Consider the following 15,439-nt stretch of genomic DNA (forward strand, 5'->3'; position numbering starts at 1 on the left):
CCGCTCCTTCCCGAGACATCGATGACATCCATGCCCGACATGATGGCCTTCGCCCCCGTGCGGATCGACCCCGCCCGCCTCCAGGCGATGATGGAGGCTGTCTCCGCCTTCGGCGCCGGGCCGGAGGGCGCCCTGACCCGCCTCACCCTGTCGCCGGAGGACGGGCAGGCGCGCGACTGGCTCGCCGCGTGGTTTTCCGCGCACGGCTTCACCCCGCGGGTCGATGCGATCGGCAACCAGTTCGGCTGTCTGGAACTGGCCGGACCCGTCGCTCCGACGGTGATGGTCGGCTCGCATCTCGACAGCCAGCCCAATGGCGGTCGCTTCGACGGCACGCTCGGTGTCCTCGCCGCCTGCGAAGCCATTTTGTCCGTGCGCGCGGCGCTCGAAGCGGCGGGCAGGACGTCGGCCTGCAACTTCACGGTCGCCAACTGGACCAACGAGGAGGGCGCCCGCTTTCAGCCGAGCCTGCTCGGCAGCAGCGTCTTCACCGGTGCGGCCGGGCTCGACTGGGCCCTGGCCCGCAGCGACGGCGACGGCGTCACCGTCGGCGAGGCCCTGTCGCGGATCGGCTATGCCGGGAGCGACGCCGTGCCGGTGCCGGACGCCTTCATCGAGCTGCATATCGAGGGCGGGCCGATCCTCGAGCGCGAGGGCCTGCGCTTCGGCGCCTTCACCCGCTACTGGGGCGCCACCAAGTACCGCCTCGCCTTCCTCGGGCGCCAAGCCCATACCGGCCCGACGCCGATGGCCGAGCGGCGCGACGCGCTTCTCGGCGCCGCCTACCTGATCGCCGACCTCAAGGCGATGACGGCTGATTACGGCCTCGACCTGCACACCTCCGTCGGCCGGCTCGAAGTGCGGCCGAACTCGCCCAATACCGTGCCGAGCGAAGCGGTTCTGTTCATCGAGCTGCGCTCCGGCTCGCCCGCGATCCTCGAGGAGGCCGAACTCCGGCTGAAGGCGGCCATCGATCTGGCCGCCGCGCGTGCGGAGGTGGGTCACGAGGTGCGCGCCATCGATCGCCGCGCCGCCGGCCCGATGGCGCCGGGCCTCGTGCGGCTCGCCGAGCGCGCGGGCACGGCCAACGGCACGACGACCCGCCACCTCGACACGATCGGCGGCCACGACGCCGTCAGCCTCTCCGCCGTCTGCCCCTCGGTGGTGCTGGCCGTGCCCTGCCGCGGCGGCGTGATGCATCACCCGACCGAGTTCACGAGCCCCGAGGATCAGGCCTTCGGCACACAGGTGCTGGCCGATATGCTGATGATCCTCGCCACCGAGGGCATGGCCGCCCTCGAGACCGTGGGAGGGGACCGGTGAAGGCGCTGGGCACCCCCGAGGACGCGCCCGAGCGGCTGGCCGAGGCCGCCCTGGCGCAGGCTTTCTCCGCGCGGCCCGACCTTCGGGGCAAGGCGCCGCATTACGCCGTGGCGGTGCCCGGCCTCGCCTCGCCCTCCTATCACGGGGTTGAATCCACCACGTTCCACGTTGCCGAGACCGGAAACGCCGAACCGAGCCTGTTCCTCAAGGTCTCCGAGCCCTGCGCCGCCGCGCTGCTCGACCCCGCCGCCGCCTTCCGCGCCGCAGAAAAAATCGCTGCGCTGGGTCTCGCACCGGAACCGCTGCATTTCGCGGCGGATCAGGGCGCGATCCTGTTCCAGTGTCTCGGCCCGGATTGGCGCCCGGCCACCCTCGACAGGCTTCAGCAGCCGGACAGCATGGCCACGGTGATCGAGGCCTTCCGCCGGATCGGCGCGGGCGAAGCCCTCGGCCGCCCCTGGAGCGTGTTCGACGCGATCCGTACCCTTCGCGCCCTGCTGGGGCCGGAGGCCGATGCCCTGCCGCCCGATGCGTGGTTCCTGTTCGACTGGGCCGAGGCGATCGAGGCGGCGCTGACGGCCGCCGGCACCGACATCCGCCCGGCCCATGCCGACCCGCACGCCTCCAACCTGCTGTTCGGCCCCGGCGGCGCCCTGCAACTCGTCGATTTCGACATGGCCTGCGACACCGACCCCCATTACCAGCTCGGCGCCTTCCTCAACGAGGCCTGCACCTTCGAGGCGCCGATGAAGGCCGGCATCGAGATGGCGGAGGGTCGCTTCCGTCCGGACGTGTTCAACCGCGCCCGCGCTTATGCTGCCGCCGACGACCTGCACTGGGCCTTGCGCGCGCTGGCCATGGATCGGCTCTCGCCGCGCCGCGGGCTCGAATTTCGCAAGTACGCCGCGTGGCGCTTCCTGCGCTGCCGGATGCGCGTCGGCCGGCCGGGCTTCGAGGAAACCCTGAGGGCATTGTGAGGAGACGACCATGATCGCTCTGGGCCAGGCCGCCACCGAGGCCGAGCACGCCTTCGAGGCGGCCCTGCGCACCGTCCCGCGCTGGCAGGGGCGCCCGACGCGCTACCGCCCGGTGCTCGGCGGGATCAGCAACGTCAACTGGCGCGTCGAGATCGAGGGCGAGCCGCATCCCTACTTCGTCAAGATGCCCGGCCGCGGCACCGAGATGTTCATCGACCGCGCCGCCGCCCGCGCCGCCAGCCGGCAGGCGGAGGTGATCGGGCTGGGGCCCCGCACCTTCGACGATCTCGACGCGCACGGCATCGAGATCGCCGAGTTCGTGGACGGGCGCCGCCCCTCGACCAACCGCGACTTCGCCGACCCGGCCCTGCGGGCGGAGGCGATGCGCGTCTACCGCCGCTTCCACGCGGCCCCGCTCCTGCCGCTGACCAAGACCGTGTTCGACATGATCGACGAACATGACGGCCAAGCGGCCGAACTCGGCGCCCTCCTGCCCCCCGATCAGGCGTGGCTGACGCGCCAGACCCGGCTGGCGCGGGCGGCGCTCGAAGCCTCGGGTCTCGACCTCGTGCCCTGCTTCAACGACCCGATGCCGGGCAACTTCCTCCTCGGCGAGGACGGCTCGATCCTCCTGATCGACTTCGAGTACGCCTCCAACAACGACCGGCTCTACGACATCGCGATCTGGAGCGGGGAGATGTTCTTCCCGGAGAGCGTCGATCGCGAACTGATCGAACTCTATTTCGGCCGCTACGACGACGCGTTGTTCGCGCGCCTGATGGTGCACAAGGCGCTCGCCGACGTGAAATGGTCGACCTGGGCGATGGTGCAGAACCGGATCTCCACCCTCGACTTCGATTTCTACAAATACGGAATCTGGAAGCACATGCGCGCCCGCTCGATCATGAACGACCCACGCTGGCCGCTCTTCCTGAAGGCGCTCTGAGCGATGGACCTGGCTTTGCCCGCGACCGACCCTCTCGCCCCGGAACACATCCTCGCCTTTGCCGCCGAACTGGCCGAGGCCGCGCGCCCGATCGCGCTCGCCTATTTCCGCACCCCGCTCGACATCGTGACGAAGGCCGACGAGAGCCCGGTGACGTTGGCCGACCGCGCCATCGAGGCGCGCCTGCGCGGCCTGATCGAGGCGCGGTTTCCCGATCACGGCATCTTCGGCGAGGAGATGGGGGTGAAGCCCGGAGCAACGCCCGGCGACGGCCCGGTCTGGGTGATCGACCCGATCGACGGCACCAAGAGCTTCGTCACCGGCCTGCCGCTGTTCGGCACCCTGGTCGCCTTCCTCGACGGAGGGGTGCCGCTCGTCGGGCTGATCGACATGCCCGCACTCGGCGAGCGCTGGACCGGCGTACCGGGGCAGGCCCGCTTCGGGGCCGAGCCAGCGCGGACCAGCACCTGCCGGAGCCTGTCGGCGGCGCGCTTCTTCACCACTTCGCCCGAGGGTTTCACCGGGGCGGACGAGGCCTCTTATCGACGCCTGATCGCGAAAACGGCCCTGCGCCGCTTCGGCGGCGATTGCTATGCCTACGGCCTGCTCGCGTCGGGCCATTGCGACCTGATCGCCGAGACCGGCCTGCAACCCTACGACACCATGGCCCTGGTGCCGGTGATCCGCGCGGCGGGCGGGGTCATCACCGACTGGAGCGGCGAGGACCTTTCCCTCCACTCCGACGGGCGGGTGCTCGCGGCGGCGACGCCTGAACTGCACGCCGAGGCGCTGGCGATCCTGCGGGGATAGGCCCGCGAGCCGATGGCCGCCGCCGCGTCGCGGTTTGCCAAGGGGATGTCGCTGAGATGGAAGCGACGCGGACCCCGACGAACGATAGTTCCCGCAAGCCAGATACGGCTCGGGAGGTCCCCATGCTCGATGTGACGCCGACCCCGCTGCAGCGCCTGCTGCGCGAGCGCCGCCCCGGCTACACCCTCGCTGCGCCGTTCTACCTCAGCCCCGAGGTGTTCGAGGCCGACATGGCCGTCATCTTCGGGCGACACTGGATCTATGTCGGCGTCGAGCCCGACGTGCCCGAGGCCGGCGACGTCATGGTCGTCGAAATCGGCAAGACCTCGGTCGCGATCGTGCGCGACGACGACAACGAGATCCGCGCCTTCCACAACGTCTGCCGCCACCGCGGCGCCCGGCTGGTCCACGAGGAGAAGTCCACGGTCGGCAACCTCGTCTGCCGCTACCATTCCTGGACCTACGACCTCACCGGCAACCTGATCCATGCCGAGCATATGGGCCCGGACTTCAAGCGCGGCTGCCACGGCCTGAAGCCCGTGCATATCCGCTCGCTCGCGGGCCTGCTGTTCATCTGCCTCGCCGACGAGCCCCCGGCCGATTTCGACGAGATGGCCGCAAAGCTCGGGCCCTATATCGAGCCGCACAACGTGCGCGACACCAAGGTCGCCTTTCAGAAGGACATCATCGAGCCCGGCAACTGGAAGCTCACGATGGAAAACAACCGCGAGTGCTACCATTGCGGGGCCAACCATCCCGAGCTGACCGTGCCGCTCTTCGCCTACGGCTTCGGTTTCGCGCCCGAGGAGATGGACGCGCACGACCGCGCCCAGGCCGAGCGCTACGGCTGCCTGCTCAACACCCGCCACGGCGAGTGGGAGGCGGAGGGCCTGCCGTCGAAGGAGATCGACGAGCTCGACACCATGATCACGGGCTTCCGCACCGAGCGGCTGCCGCTCGACGGCGAGGGCGAGTCCCACACCCTCGACACCAAGGCCGCCTGCAAGCGGCTGCTCGGCAACCTCACCAGCGCCAAGCTCGGCGGGCTCTCGGTCTGGACGCAGCCGAATTCCTGGCACCATTTCCTCGGCGACCACATCGTCACCTTCTCGGTGCTGCCGCTCGATGCCGAGCGCTCGCTGCTGCGCACCAAGTGGCTCGTCCACAAGGACGCGGTCGAGGGCGTCGATTACGATCTGGCCAACCTCACCGGCGTCTGGGAGGCCACCAACGATCAGGACAGCGAGCTCGTCGGCATCTGCCAGCAGGGTGTCGCGAGCCCGGCCTACGAGCCCGGCCCCTACTCGCCGCATACCGAGATGCTCGTGGAGAAGTTCTGCAACTGGTATGTCGGCCGCATGGCCGCGCATCTGGGGCGCTGAGCCATGACGTCGGCCTCCTCCGAACCGGCCGCCGCGCGGCTCGCGGCCTCCGCGCCCTGGGATGCGGAGGCCGACGACAGGCTGGTCTGCCTCGCGGTGCGCGACGAGACGCACGATGTGAAGACCTTCGTGCTGGCGCCCAAGGAGCCCCGGCTTTTCGCCTACGCGCCGGGCCAGTTCCTGACCTTCTCGTTCGAGATCGGCGGCGAGACCCTCCACCGCTGCTACACGGTCTCCTCGGCGCCGACCCGGCCGAACGCGGTCGCGTTCACGGTCAAGCGCGTGCCCGGCGGCCCGGTCTCGAACTGGCTGCACGACAACCTGAAGCCCGGCGACACGGTGCGGGCGCTGGGGCCGATGGGCGAGTTCTCCTGCTTCACCCATCCGGCGGCCAAGTACCTGCTCCTGTCCGGCGGCAGCGGCGTCACGCCGATGATGTCGATGGCGCGCACCTTCCACGATCTCGGCGAGGCCCGCGATGTGGCCTTCATCCATTCCGCCCGCTCGCCTGCCGACATCGTGTTCCGGGGCGAGCTGGAGACGATGGCCCGGCTCGATCCCGCCTTCCGCTTCCACGCGGTCTGCGAGACCGATTCACCGAATGAAATCTGGGCGGGTCCGAAGGGCCGGCTCTCGCTCGAAACCTTGCGCGAAGCCGTGCCCGACTTCCTCGACCGGGAAATCTTCGTCTGCGGCCCCAAGCCCTACATGGACGCGGTGCGGGCCATGCTGAGCCAAGCCGGCTTCGACATGGCCCGGCACCACGAGGAGAGCTTCGACTTCGGCGCGTTGCCGGAGGCCGAGCAGGAAGCAGCGGCGGAAGCCGAGAAGACCCTCGACGCCGAGGCCGCGCCCGGCGGCGGCGTGCGCACCTTCCGGGTGGAGTTCGCCAAGACCCGCCGGGTGCTCGAATGCCCGGAGAACGAGACGGTGCTCGACGCCGCCCGCAAGGCCGGCATCCGCCTGCCCTCGTCCTGCGCCAAGGGCCTGTGCGGCACCTGCAAGTCGAAGCTCACCGCCGGCACCGTCGCCATGACCCATGCCGGCGGCATCCGTCAGCGCGAGATCGACGCCGGCATGGCGCTCTTGTGCTGCTCCAAACCAACCAGCGACCTCGTCGTCGAGCGCTGAACGGGCGGGCTCGGCCCCGCCCGCGACCCCAAGCTTTCCCCATCGCCTTCGGGAGTCGTCCCGTGATCGCCAATGCCGACGCGCTGCTGAAGCCGCTGACCATCAAGGGCCTCACCATCCGCAACCGGGTGATGTCCACGAGCCATGCCCCCGGCTACGGGCGGGACGGCAAGCCGCAGGAGCGCTACCAACTCTACCACGCCGAGAAGGCCAAGGGCGGCATCGGTCTCACCATGTTCGGCGGCTCCTCCTCGGTCGCCGTCGACAGCCCGGCCGCGCCCTGGAACCAGATCTCGGTCGCCGACGACTCGGTGATCCCGTTCTTCCAGCAATTCTCCGACCGGGTGCACGAGCACGGCGGCAAGCTGATGATTCAGCTCACGCATATGGGCCGGCGCACCAAGTGGGACACCGAGCACTGGCTCCCCACCGTCTCGCCCTCCCCCCGGCGCGAGCCCGCCTCCCGCACCATCCCGAAGGAGATGGAGGCGCAGGACATCGCCCGCATCGTCAAGAGCTTCGCCCAGGCCGCGCGCCGCTGCCGCGAGGGCGGGCTCGACGGCTGCGAGGTCTCGGCCGCCCACGGCCACCTGATCGACCAGTTCTGGTCGCCGTCGGTCAACCAGCGCACCGACCGATACGGCGGCAGCCTGGAGAACCGGATGCGCTTCGGCATCGAGGTGCTGGAGGCGATGCGCGCGGAAGCGGGCGACGACTACGTCATCGGCATCCGCATGTCCGGCGACGAGATGATCGCCGACGGCCTCAGCCAGGACGATTGCGTGGCGATCGCCTCCGAGTACGCCCGGCGCGGGCTCGTGGATTTCCTCAACATCCTCGGTGGGCAAGCGCGCGACCACATCGCCCACGCGATCTCGCTGCCGAACATGTCCTTCCCCGTGGCCCCCTTCCTGTTCCTGCCGAGCGCGATCAAGCGCGAGGTCGACGTGCCGGTCTTCCACGCCCAGCGCGTCACCGATCTCGCCACCGCCGCCCGCGCGGTCGCCGAAGGCCATGTCGACATGGTGGCGATGACGCGCGCCCACATCGCCGATCCGCATCTCGTGAAGAAGCTGTCCGAGGGCCGGGCCGACGACATCCGCCAATGCGTCGGCGCGGGCTACTGCATCGACCGGATCTATGTCGGCGGCGACGCGCTCTGCATCCAGAACGCCGCCACCGGCCGCGAGGCGACCATGCCGCACGAGGTCCGCAAGGCGGATGTGCGCCGCCGGGTCGTGGTGATCGGCGCCGGCCCCGGCGGGCTGGAGGCCGCCCGCGTCTGCGCCGAGCGCGGCCATGCGGTCGTGCTGTTCGAGAAGAGCGGCCAGGCCGGCGGCCAGATCGGCATCGCGGCCAAGGCCGGTTGGCGCGAGGCGATGTCGGGCATCACCCGCTGGCTGGTGGCCCAGGTGACGAAGCTCGGCGTCGATCTGCGCCTCAACACCGAGGCGACCGAGGCGGCGATCCTCGCCGAGAAGCCCGACGTGGTCATCGTGGCGACCGGCGGCACGCCGTTCCGCGGCCACGCCAAGGGCGCCGAGCAGCACGCGGTCACGACCACCGAGGTGCTGACCGGCGCGGTCGAGCCGACCGGCTCGGTCCTGCTCTACGACGAGATGGGCCAGCACAACGCAGCCTCGGTCGCCGAGCAACTGGCCAAGCGCGGCTGCCTTGTCGAGATCGCCACCCACGACCGCATGGTCGCTGAGGAGGTCGGCACCACCAACCAGCCGATCCACCTGCGCGAGTTGTACAAGCTCGGCGTGATCATGAGCCCGAACATGGAGCTCATCGAGATCTACCCCGAGGGCAACCGCTTCGTCGCGGCTTTGCGCAACACCATGACCGACGCCGAGGAGGAGCGCCTCGTCGACCGCATCGTCGTCGATCACGGCACGCTGCCCGTCGATGCGCTTTATCGCTCGCTGAAGGGCATGTCGGTCAACCACGGCCAGACCGACCCGGACGCGCTGATCCGCGGCGAGCCGCAGCCCTACGACCTGTCGAAGGGCTACGCCCTCTACCGCATCGGCGACGCGGTCTCGGGCCGCAACATCCACGCGGCGATCTACGACGCCCTGCGGCTGTGCAAGGACCTTTGAGGCTCGGGGAACCGACCGCCGGGGAAGACGCGGAGCGGGACTGGGCGGCGGCGCGCCGCCGGATCGCTTCGCCGTCGCGCGGCGAAGCCGAAGCAATCCAGCGCGCGACGCGTGCCGGATGAGACTCCTTCCGTGATGCAGGCACGAGCGGCGCCATCATGAGCTACGCATTCACAGGGTTGGTCTGGCTGATGGCGGCGCTCGCCCTCGTCCAGGGCTTGCGCCGCGCCGCCCTCTGGCGCGTCGGCGCCGCCGCGCCCGTGGCGTGGCTCGACGGGCTCGCCAAGTTGCCCCGCCGCTACCTCGTCGATGTCCACCACGTCGTGGCGCGCGATCCTTACGCCTCGCGCATGCACGCGGTCGTGGCCGGCGGCCTGCTCGCGGCCTCGATCCTGACCGCGCTGGCGATCCTGCCGCCGCTGGCGGACTTCCGGCCCTACTGGTTCCTCGTGGCGCTGGCCTTCGGCGTGACCGCGATCGGCGCGCTGCTGGTGGGCGCCCGGCGCTATCCGCAGAAGCCAAAGCGGCTCTCCGCCGGCCGTTTCCAGATCCTGCCGTTCCTGCTCGTCGCCTACGCCATCGGCGGCACGCTCACCGCCCTCATCCTCGCGCTCGGCGGCGGCGGTGGCCTGTTCGGCTCCGTCGCCCTGGCGCTCGCGGCGGCTGGCGGGCTCGGCCTCGCCTTCGAGGTGCGCCACGGCCCGATGCGCCATGCGGCGGCCGGCGCGCTCCACCTCGTGGCCCATCCCCGGCCCGGCCGGTTCGAGGGCCGGCCCGACACCGCGCTCCAGCCCCTCGACCTCGACGCGCCCCGCCTCGGCTCGGAAATGCCGGCCGACTTCACCTGGAACCGGCTCCTGTCCTACGATGCCTGCGTGAGCTGCGGACGCTGCGAGACCGCCTGCCCGGCCTTCGCCGCCGGCCAGCCGCTGAACCCCAAAAAACTCATCCAGGATCTCGTCGCTGGTCTCTCGCCCGCCGAGCCCGCCTATGCCGGCAACCCCTATCCCGGCGGCCGGGTGGCGGAGGGTGAGCGCGGGGCTTTGGCCCGGCTGATCGGGCCGGATGCGCGCATCCACCCCGACACTTTGTGGTCCTGCACCACCTGCCGCGCCTGCGTCGAGGAATGCCCGATGATGATCGAGCATGTCGATGCGGTGGTCTCCTTACGCCGGCACGAGGCGCTGGAGCGCGGGGCGCTGCCCGAGAAGGCCGTCGTTCCGGTGACGGGGCTGCGCCAGTCCGGCGATCCCGGCGGGCGCCCGCTCGCCGCGCGCACCGATTTCGCCGCCGGGCTCGACCTGCCGCGGATCGCGGACCGTGAGCCGGTCGATGTCCTGCTCTGGCTCGGCGAGGGCGCCTACGACCTGCGCTACGGCCGCTCGCTGCGCGCGCTGGTGCGGCTGCTGCGCGAGGCCGGAGTCGATTTCGCGGTGCTCGGCGCGGAGGAGCGCGACACCGGCGACCTCGCCCGGCGGCTCGGCGACGAGGCGACCTTCCAGGCGCTGGCGCGGGAGAACATCGCGACGCTGGCGAAGTACCGCTTCAAGCGGATCGTGACCGCCGACCCGCACGCGCTGCATGCGCTCCGCAACGAGTACCCGGCCTTCGGCGGGCGCTACACGGTCGTGCACCACACCGCCTTCCTGCTGGAGCTGATCCGGGCGGGCAAGCTCAATCCGGGCCGCCTGCCGGACCTCTCAGTGACCTATCACGACCCCTGCTACCTCGCCCGCTACAACGGGGAGACCGAGGCCCCCCGCGCCGTGCTCGACGCGATCGGCGTCACCCGCAGCGAGATGACCCGCTCGGGCCGCCGGGCGATGTGCTGCGGCGGCGGCGGCGGCGCGCCGGTGAGCGACGTGCCGGGCGAGCGCCGTATCCCCGACATCCGCATGGCCCAGGCCGCCGAGACCGGCGCGGGAATCGTGGCCGTCGCCTGCCCCTCCTGCACGGCGATGCTGGAGGGCGTGACCGACCGCAAGGCGGAGATCCGCGACGTGGCCGAATTGCTGCTCCAAGCGGTGGAGGCGGGCCGATGAGCCGCCCCCGCCGCGATCCGCGGGCCGAGCGGGCGGCTGGCCTCATCGCCGCCGAGGGCCCCCGCCCCCGCTACGACCGCGCCCGCCGTGCGACCGGCTCCGGCCGCCCCCGCCGCGACCCGCGGGCCGAGCGCGAGGCGCAGCGTATCGGGGGTCTTGCGCGGGCGCGCTACGATCTCAGCCAGATCGGCCGCCCGATGGGCGATGCGGTCGCCGCCGCGCCCCGGTCCGTGCCGGTGGCCGAGGCGCCGAAGACGATCATCGTCGAGGCGCCCGCCTTTCTCGTCGCGGTGGTACCGGACGCCCCCGGCGGCCGTCTCTCGGGCCACGACCGGCAGGTGATCGGCGCCGCGCGGGCGCTCGCCGGCCGCGAGGGCGGTGTGGTCGTCCTCACGCAAGGCGACTGCGAGGGGCTCGGCGCGGCGGGCGCCGACCGGGTGCTCCGGCTCGAAGGCGCGGAGGGTTACGACCCGGCGGGCCGCGCCGCCCGCATCGAGGCCGCGCTCGCGGGCCTGGGGGCGCGCCACGCCCTGTTCCCGGAATCCCTCGACGGCGGCGACCTCGCCCGCCGGATCGCGGTGGGCCTGAACGAGGCCCTGTTCACCAATGCCGAGGTGGTGGCCGCCAAGGGGTTCGTCCGCCCGGCCCGGGGCCGCCGGGTCGAGCAGAGCCTCGCCCCGCCCCGCCTCGCCACCGTGGCGCCGGACGCGGTCGCCGACTATGCCGGCCCGCCGCGGGAGGCCCGCGCCCTCCCCTTCGAGGGCTCGGTCCCGCCGGACGCTCCCCCAAGCATCGTCTCGGCGACGCGCATCCCGGCCGACCCCGCGACCGTGCCGCTCGCGCTCGCCGAGTTCGTCGTCTCCGCCGGCAACGGCCTTTCCGATCTCGACACCTTCCGCCAAGTGGCGGCGCAGCTCAACGCGACGCCGGGCGCCAGCCGCGTGCTGTGCGATGCCGGGCTGATGCCGCGTCACGCCCAAGTCGGCGCCTCGGGCACGGTGCTCGCGGCGACCTGCTACTTCGCGCTCGGCATCTCCGGCGCGCCGCAGCATCTCCAGGGGGTGGCCGGCTGCGAGCACGTGGTGGCGGTCAACACCGATCTCCACGCGGCGATGATCGAGCGGGCGGGCCTCGCCATCGTGCAGGACGCCCAGGCCGTGATGCCGGCCCTGCTGCGGCTGCTCGCCGAAGAGGCCGCCGGAGAGGGGAAGGCGTCGTGAGAATCGCGGTCCTTCTCTCCGCCGGGCTCCATCCGGTCTCCGGTGCGCCGGTGCTGCCGCGGCTTGAGGCACAAGCGATCCGCCTAGCCGCCGGGCTCGGTGCCTCCTCCGAGACCTTCGGCCTGCATGCCGGGCCGGGCGCCGCCGCGGTCGCCGAGGCTTTGGGCCAGGGCTTGCCCCGCATCGAGCAGCTCGCGGTCGCGGCCGGCGACGACCCGGTGCCGGCCCTCGCCGCGCGGCTCGCCGAGATCGCCCCCGACCTGATCCTGGCCGGGCGGCGCAGCCAGGGCGGCGACGAGAGCGGCCTCGTGCCCTACGCGCTGGCCCGCGCCCTCTCGATACCCCTGGTGCCAGACGTGGTTGCGGCGGCGCTCGACGCGGACGGGGCCCTGCGTCTCGATCAGAGCCTCGGGCGGGGCGCCCTGCGCCGGGTGGTGGTGCGGGGACCGGTCGTCGTCACCTGCCACCCGGACGCCCCTGCCCCCCTCGCCTACGCCTATGGCCAGGCCCGCCGCGGGCGCATCGAGGCGCTTGCCGTCGCCCCGGCCGTATTCCCGGCTCTCGCCTTGGCGGTGGAGGAGCGGCCCTATCGCCGCCGGCCCAGGATCGTGAAGGGCGCGCCCGCGGGCGGCTCGGCGGCGGAACGGCTGAAGGCGGCCACCGGCGAGGGCGGCTCGGCCGCGGGCGGCCGGCTTTTGGTCGAGCCCGATCCCGAGGACGCCGCCCGCGAGATCCTGGCCTATCTCCGTCAGATCGGCGTGCTCGCCCCGCCGGCGGAACCGAAAACATGAGGAAAGCGAAACGATGCCCCTGAGCCCGGACGATCTGCTGACGCGGCTGCGCGAGCGCGGCATTGCCTACAAGCTCTACGAGCACGAAGCCGTCCTCACCGTCGAGGCGATGATGGCGATCTGCGGCGACATCGCCGGGGCCCACACCAAGAACCTGTTCCTGCGCGACGGAAAGAAGACCTACTTCCTCCTCACGCTCCAGCACGACGCTCAGGTCGACCTGAAGGCGTTCCGGTCGGTGCTCGGTGCGCGTGGCGGCCTGTCGTTTGCCAGCCCCGACGCCTTGCGCGAGCAGCTCGGGGTCGAGAGCGGGGCCGTGTCGCCGCTCGCGGCGCTCAACGCCGCGCCGGGCGCCGTGCGGGTGTTCCTCCAGGACAGCCTGCTGGAGGAGACGCGGGTCAACATCCACCCGCTCGTCAGCACCCGCACGCTCTCGCTCGTCCCGGCCGATCTCGTGGCGGTTCTACGCGCCGAGGGTCACGAGCCCACGGCCGTCGCCCTGCCGGAGAGCGCGGCGGCTTAGAGCATCGTCCCGAAAGGTGGTTGCCGGCTTTCGGAAAAGAGATGATGCGAAAAATAGAGTCTAGAGCATCGTCCTGGATTTGATTTCCAGCACGATGCTCTAGCATCTCTCACAAAACTCCCGCCGCGCTGTCATCGCCAGAACGAGAGCGTTCAGAGACCGGGAGCTTTGTGAGTCACTCATAAATGCCCTCAGGCGGGCCCTCAGGCACGCTGGATGGCCATCGGGAAGGCGAAGGACATGAACAGCGTCTCGCTGGCCTTCGCCTCGACCGGAGCCGGCTCGATGCGGAAGCGCGGACCCGGCAGCGCGGCCCGGCTCAGGCCGATATCGGCCAGCGCCGCATCGCTGAGGTCCATCAGATCCTCTTCATTCGCCCGAGCGCGGAGCTGGGCGCGAACACTTTCGAAAACCTTGCCGAACATGAGATGAGCCTCGATCGCGCCGTCGTTGATCAAGACGAGGACGGCCCGCGTTGGAACTCGTATGATCCTTCCTCTGTCCTCGGAGGAGCGCGGAAGCCTGGGAGCAGACTTGCTCCATGCGCATGCATTGAGCAAGAAAGCCCGAAAATTAGCGAATTGCTCACCTATTTTGCATGAGGGCGCCCGTCCGGGCGGGCGTTGCTGGCGGCAAGCTGCCCTGTCGGAGAGCGGAATCCATGCGAAAAACCCCTCGTCCGGGGCCGGAAGAGGGGTTGCGGGATCGGTCGGTGCCGGTGTGATCGGGAAAGGGCCGACACGGGTCCGATCGGCGCTTCGTGCCGCGGAGGGAGATCCGCGCGAGCCGGCCGTTCCCACCCGCGACGGCGGGCGCGGGGCCTCAGCAGGCGGCGACGTTGACGGCGAGCCCCCCGAGCGAGGTTTCCTTGTACTTGGCCTGCATGTCGTGGCCGGTCTGGCGCATGGTCTCGATCACCTCGTCCAGGCTCACCCGGTGCTGGCCGTCGCCGCGCAGCGACAGCGAGGCAGCCACCACCGCCTTGTTGGCGCCGAAGGCGTTGCGCTCGATACAGGGCACCTGGACGAGGCCGGCGATCGGGTCGCAGGTCATGCCGAGATGGTGCTCCATGGCGATCTCGGCGGCGTTCTCGATCTGGAGGGCCGAGCCGCCGAGCGCGGCGGCGAGCCCCGCCGCCGCCATCGCCGCGGCCGAGCCGACCTCGCCCTGGCAACCGACCTCCGCCCCCGAGATCGAGGCGCGGGCCTTGATCAACCCGCCGATGGCGGCGGCGGTGAGCAGGAACTCGCGCCCGCGCTCGTCGCTCCAATCGGGGCAGAAGTCGCGGGTGTAGCGCAGCACCGCCGGCACGATGCCGGCCGCGCCGTTGGTCGGCGCCGTCACCACCCGGCCGCCTGAGGCGTTCTCCTCGTTCACGGCCAGCGCGTAGAGGCTGATCCAGTCCATGATCTCGTGGGCCGGGCGGCTGTTGGCGAGCTTCGTCGCCTCCAGCGACTCGTAGAGCCGCTTGGCGCGCCGCCGCACCCGCAGGCCGCCGGGCAACTCGCCGTCCATGCGCAGGCCGCGCTCGATGCAGGCGAACATCGCATCGCGGATGGCGTCGAGGCCGGCATCGATCTCCTCGCGCGTGCGCAGGGTCAGCTCGTTGGCGAGCTGGATCTGCGGGATCGTCAGCCCGGTGCGCAGCGTCAGGTCGAGGAGTTCGCGGCCGCTGCCGAAGGCGAGCGGGGGCGGCTCCTGCCCAGCATCCCCGGTGGACGCCGCCTCGGCCTCCGCCGCGGTGACGACGAAGCCGCCGCCGACCGAGTAGAAGATCTGGTCTTCAAGGAGCGCATCCCCGGCATCGTAGGCGCGAAAGCGCATGCCGTTGGTGTGCAGCGGCAGGATGTCCTTGAAGTTGAAGACGAGGTCGCGCTCGGGCTCGAAATGGACGCCCGGAATGCCGAGATCGCCGGTGCGGCGCAGTTCGTCGGCGAGCGGCGCGGTCCGGTCGGGATCGATGGTGGCGGGCGCGTGGCCCATGAACCCGAGCAGGATCGCCACGTCGGTGCCGTGGCCGCGGCCGGTCCAGGCGAGCGAGCCGTAGATCTCGGCGCTTACCCGAGCCACGCCGCCGCGGGCGAGCACGGTCTCGCGGAACCGGCGCGCGGCGACCATCGGCCCGACGGTGTGGGAGCTCGACGGACCGATCCCGATCTTGAACAGATCGAAGGTGCTGATCATCGGGT

The 15,439-nt window shown here is 71.2% G+C and carries 13 protein-coding genes; 11 read left to right on the top strand and 2 right to left on the bottom strand.

The features are described from left to right. The first annotated feature begins 30 nt into the window (after positions 1-30). From E4V01_RS13825 to E4V01_RS13875, 11 genes are all read left to right on the top strand, one after another. Entirely contained in the window at positions 31-1,323 is a 1,293-nt protein-coding gene (locus tag E4V01_RS13825; RefSeq protein WP_135298734.1) for a Zn-dependent hydrolase, read from the top strand. Then, the gene (locus tag E4V01_RS13830; RefSeq protein WP_135298735.1) at positions 1,320-2,300 is read left to right on the top strand and encodes a phosphotransferase; all 981 of its coding nucleotides are present in this window, start codon (positions 1,320-1,322) and stop codon (positions 2,298-2,300) included. Before E4V01_RS13825 ends, E4V01_RS13830 begins: the two co-directional genes overlap by 4 nt. A 10-nt stretch (positions 2,301-2,310) precedes the next feature. After that, positions 2,311-3,246, top strand: coding sequence for a phosphotransferase (locus E4V01_RS13835; RefSeq protein WP_135298736.1), 936 nt, complete (start codon positions 2,311-2,313; stop codon positions 3,244-3,246). 3 nt (positions 3,247-3,249) lie between these two features. After that, the gene (locus tag E4V01_RS13840) at positions 3,250-4,056 is read left to right on the top strand and encodes an inositol monophosphatase family protein (protein ID WP_135298737.1); all 807 of its coding nucleotides are present in this window, start codon (positions 3,250-3,252) and stop codon (positions 4,054-4,056) included. A 122-nt stretch (positions 4,057-4,178) separates the two neighbouring features. After that, positions 4,179-5,438, top strand: coding sequence for an SRPBCC family protein (locus E4V01_RS13845; protein ID WP_135298738.1), 1,260 nt, complete (start codon positions 4,179-4,181; stop codon positions 5,436-5,438). Between the two features lie 3 nt (positions 5,439-5,441). Continuing rightward, entirely contained in the window at positions 5,442-6,569 is a 1,128-nt protein-coding gene (locus E4V01_RS13850) for a hybrid-cluster NAD(P)-dependent oxidoreductase (RefSeq protein WP_135298739.1), read from the top strand. Positions 6,570-6,631: 62 nt separating this feature from the next. Next, entirely contained in the window at positions 6,632-8,674 is a 2,043-nt protein-coding gene (locus tag E4V01_RS13855) for an NADH:flavin oxidoreductase (RefSeq protein WP_135298740.1), read from the top strand. Between the two features lie 158 nt (positions 8,675-8,832). Beyond that, positions 8,833-10,716: a (Fe-S)-binding protein gene (locus tag E4V01_RS13860; protein WP_135298741.1), complete on the top strand. Its 1,884-nt coding sequence runs from the start codon at positions 8,833-8,835 to the stop codon at positions 10,714-10,716. Further along, positions 10,713-11,936, top strand: coding sequence for an electron transfer flavoprotein subunit alpha/FixB family protein (locus E4V01_RS13865; protein ID WP_135298742.1), 1,224 nt, complete (start codon positions 10,713-10,715; stop codon positions 11,934-11,936). The genes E4V01_RS13860 and E4V01_RS13865 overlap by 4 nt, the downstream gene beginning before the upstream one ends. Further along, positions 11,933-12,727 carry an electron transfer flavoprotein subunit beta gene (locus tag E4V01_RS13870; RefSeq protein ID WP_135298743.1) on the top strand — a complete coding sequence of 265 codons (795 nt, stop codon included), beginning with the start codon at positions 11,933-11,935 and terminating at the stop codon, positions 12,725-12,727. Before E4V01_RS13865 ends, E4V01_RS13870 begins: the two co-directional genes overlap by 4 nt. A gap of 13 nt (positions 12,728-12,740) precedes the next feature. Continuing rightward, positions 12,741-13,250 (top strand): prolyl-tRNA synthetase associated domain-containing protein, encoded by a 510-nt coding sequence (locus E4V01_RS13875; protein WP_060771048.1) that lies wholly within the window; start codon positions 12,741-12,743, stop codon positions 13,248-13,250. Between the two features lie 203 nt (positions 13,251-13,453). Here E4V01_RS13875 and E4V01_RS13880 read toward each other — a convergent pair whose 3' ends face one another. Further along, complete coding sequence (locus tag E4V01_RS13880; protein ID WP_245517562.1) at positions 13,454-13,609, bottom strand: hypothetical protein; 156 nt, start codon at positions 13,607-13,609, stop codon at positions 13,454-13,456. A gap of 463 nt (positions 13,610-14,072) precedes the next feature. Next, the gene (locus E4V01_RS13885; protein ID WP_135298745.1) at positions 14,073-15,434 is read right to left on the bottom strand and encodes an L-serine ammonia-lyase; all 1,362 of its coding nucleotides are present in this window, start codon (positions 15,432-15,434) and stop codon (positions 14,073-14,075) included. Positions 15,435-15,439: the final 5 nt, after the last annotated feature.

Source organism: Methylorubrum sp. Q1, assembly GCF_004683995.1.
Taxonomy (GTDB): Bacteria; Pseudomonadota; Alphaproteobacteria; order Rhizobiales; family Beijerinckiaceae; genus Methylobacterium.

Excerpts from the sequence above, each read along its gene's own strand:
- E4V01_RS13825 (WP_135298734.1), top strand. The coding sequence starts at position 31 with ATGCCCGACATGATGGCCTTCGCCCCCGTGCGGATCGACCCCGCCCGC.
- E4V01_RS13835 (WP_135298736.1), top strand. The coding sequence starts at position 2,311 with ATGATCGCTCTGGGCCAGGCCGCCACCGAGGCCGAGCACGCCTTCGAG.
- E4V01_RS13840 (WP_135298737.1), top strand. The coding sequence starts at position 3,250 with ATGGACCTGGCTTTGCCCGCGACCGACCCTCTCGCCCCGGAACACATC.
- E4V01_RS13845 (WP_135298738.1), top strand. The coding sequence starts at position 4,179 with ATGCTCGATGTGACGCCGACCCCGCTGCAGCGCCTGCTGCGCGAGCGC.
- E4V01_RS13850 (WP_135298739.1), top strand. The coding sequence starts at position 5,442 with ATGACGTCGGCCTCCTCCGAACCGGCCGCCGCGCGGCTCGCGGCCTCC.
- E4V01_RS13860 (WP_135298741.1), top strand. The coding sequence starts at position 8,833 with ATGAGCTACGCATTCACAGGGTTGGTCTGGCTGATGGCGGCGCTCGCC.
- E4V01_RS13865 (WP_135298742.1), top strand. The coding sequence starts at position 10,713 with ATGAGCCGCCCCCGCCGCGATCCGCGGGCCGAGCGGGCGGCTGGCCTC.
- E4V01_RS13875 (WP_060771048.1), top strand. The coding sequence starts at position 12,741 with ATGCCCCTGAGCCCGGACGATCTGCTGACGCGGCTGCGCGAGCGCGGC.
- E4V01_RS13880 (WP_245517562.1), bottom strand. The coding sequence starts at position 13,609 with ATGGACCTCAGCGATGCGGCGCTGGCCGATATCGGCCTGAGCCGGGCC.
- E4V01_RS13885 (WP_135298745.1), bottom strand. The coding sequence starts at position 15,434 with ATGATCAGCACCTTCGATCTGTTCAAGATCGGGATCGGTCCGTCGAGC.